1 protein-coding gene is annotated in these 2,717 nt (G+C 70.4%); it reads left to right on the top strand.

Features of this window, described 5'->3' with window-relative positions:
- Window positions 1–2,545: SbcC/MukB-like Walker B domain-containing protein (locus WAX14_RS07455; protein WP_422627455.1), on the top strand; the 2,545-nt coding region annotated here is incomplete at its 5' end.
- Between the last annotated feature and the right edge of the window lie 172 nt (window positions 2,546–2,717).

The following is a 2,717-nucleotide window of genomic DNA, read 5'->3' on the forward strand; positions in this document are numbered from 1 at the left end:
CAATCACCGGTGGCGGGCGTGGATCACCGACACCCACACCGCGCGGCTGCTGCCCGCGGTCGAACGGTCCGGCCCCGAACTCCTGCAGATCCTCGCCGGCGACCTCGAGGCACTCACCGGCACCGGCGGCACCGACACCGATGCGGCGCTCACCGAACTCGACCGGCTGCCCGAGACATCCGCCCGCACCGCCCGCGACGACATCGCCGCCGAGCTCACCGCACTCGAACTCGCCGACCATGCGGCCGCCGGGATTCGCACGACCCTGCTCGACGAACGCACGGGCCTCGACGCGGACCGGCGGCCCGGACCCGACGACGCCCCGTGGCGAAGCGAGAACGACGGCGTACCTCTTTGGCAGACAGTCGAATTCGTCGACGATCTGGGCGCGGACGACCGAGCGGGCGTGGAAGCGGCCCTGCTGGCCGCCGGATTCCTCACCGCCACCGTCGACGGAGACGGCCGACTGCGCGCCCACTCCGGTCAGGTTCTCCTCTCTCCGTGCGACGTGCCCCCGCAGCATCCGCTGTCGCTGGTGCTCACACCCTCCGCCACCGCGCCGGCACCGGCAGCGGCGATCGCGACCGTGCTCGCCACGATCGGGTTCGAGGACGCCGGTGCGGTCGCGTCGGTGTCCCGTGACGGGCGTTGGCACAACGGCGTGCTGCGTGGACGGCACACCGCCGACGAATCTCTGTTCATCGGGGTACACCACCCCGACGACACCGGCCGCCACACCGAACGTCTCGACGAGATCGCCACGGAACTGGCCGACACCGACACCGCCGCCACGCAGCGCGCCGCGCGCCGCAGCGCACTCGAACAGGATCGACGCGACCTCGACCGTCATCTGTCCACCGCGCCGACATCTCTCACACTGCGCGAGGACCGCATCCGGGCCCACGAACACGAGATCCGTGCCGTGCGCAGCGCGCAGACCGCGGCGGCGGCCCGGGACCGTGCGGCCGAGTTGCGTGCCGGATGGTCCGCCGATCTCGACACCCATCGCGCCACCTGCGCACATTTCGCCATGCCGTTCGATGCCGCTGCGCTCGAGCCGATCGTCACCGCGAGCGCCGACGCGGGGCGCGCGTGCCTTGCCCTCGCCCGCGGACTCGACGACGTACGCGCGAGCGTCGACCGTCACAACCGTGCGCTGCGCCGGTTCGCCGACAGCGGCGCGCGGCGCGTCGAGGCGGAATCGGTCGCGGAAGCCCGCTGGCATGAATGGCACGGCCGGGCGGCCGTGGTGGCGGCGCAGCACGAAGCGGTCGATATGACGGTGGCCGACCTCGAGACGGAACTGTCGAATTCCGTCACCGAGCAGGCCCGAACCGAGGAACAGTGCCGTCGCACGCAGGCACACCGGGAACAACTCGGCAAGGATGTCGCGCAGGCCCGCGAGCACTGTTCGGCGATCCGGGAGCGACTGGTCCGCGACCGGGAGGCCCTGACCGTCGCGGGGGCCACACTGTCCGCGCGACTGCAATTGTCCGCGATCGCCGCGGCCACGGATGTGCAGTTCGATCCGGTGGCCCACACCGAGGATCCGGATACGGTCCGGGCGGTCGCCGATGCGGTGCGCGCGGCGCTGCCCCCTGGCAAGCCGACCGGGCAGAACCGGGTTCTGGCGGCGCTACAGCAGTTCGGTCTGTCCGTGTCGGAGCAACTCGACGTCGTGCATACCGTCGACGACGGCGTGCAGGTGGTCCGCATCGCGGGGGCGGGAATCGACGGGACCCCCACCGAGGTGCTCGAGCACCTGACCGCACGAGTCGACGAGGGTCGGCGCGCGCTCACCCAGCGGGAACGCGACGTGTTCACCGGGTTCGTGCTCGGTGGGGTCGCCGACGAATTGCGCCGCCGCATCGAACGCGCGGGCGAACTCGTCGAGGCGATGAACACGAGCCTGTCCGGGAGTCGCACCAGCCACGGTATCGGGGTGCGTATCGGGTGGGTGCCCAACCGCGGCGACGACGAGATCGCCCGCATCACCACCTTGCTGGCGGATCCGACCGGGTCGGGCACCGGTGCGGAGTTGATCGAATTGCTGCGCAGGCGTGTCGAGGCGTCGCACACGACGGATCCGTCCGCCGGGTACGCCGCACATCTCGCGCAGGCCCTGGACTACCGGAACTGGCACACCGTCGACGTGACGATCCTCGGCCCGGAACGCGATCAGGAGAGACGAATTTCCCGGCGTGCCAAGATATCTCAGGGCGAGACCCGGTTCGTATCGTATGTGACACTGTTCGCCGCCGCCGACGGCTATTTGTCGAGCCTGCCCGAGGTCGACCGGGCACTGCGCCTGGTGCTGCTCGACGACGCGTTCGCCAAGATCGACGATCCGACCATCGGTGAGCTGATGGGTCTGCTGGTTCGCCTCGACATCGACTTCGTGATGACCGGGCACGCCATGTGGGGTTGTGTGCCACAGGTCCCCGCTCTCGACATCTACGAGGTGCGCCGACTCGAAGACAGTTCCGCGGTGACCACGCACGTGCACTGGGACGGCCACAACCGCCACCTGCACCCCACGAGCTGACCGGGCGATGGGAATCATCATCTGGGCCCACCGCACATCCGGCCCAGGCCACTGAACGTTCCCATCACCCGGCGGGTCAGGCGAATCCCGGGACGGCCGCACCGACCCGCTACCACGTCTGTGCCACACCGCCGCAGCGGGCCGCGCCGGCGACGGAGGCACCGCCCGGACG

Source organism: Rhodococcus sp. (in: high G+C Gram-positive bacteria), from assembly GCF_049299235.1.
In the GTDB taxonomy this organism is placed as follows: domain Bacteria; phylum Actinomycetota; class Actinomycetes; order Mycobacteriales; family Mycobacteriaceae; genus Rhodococcus.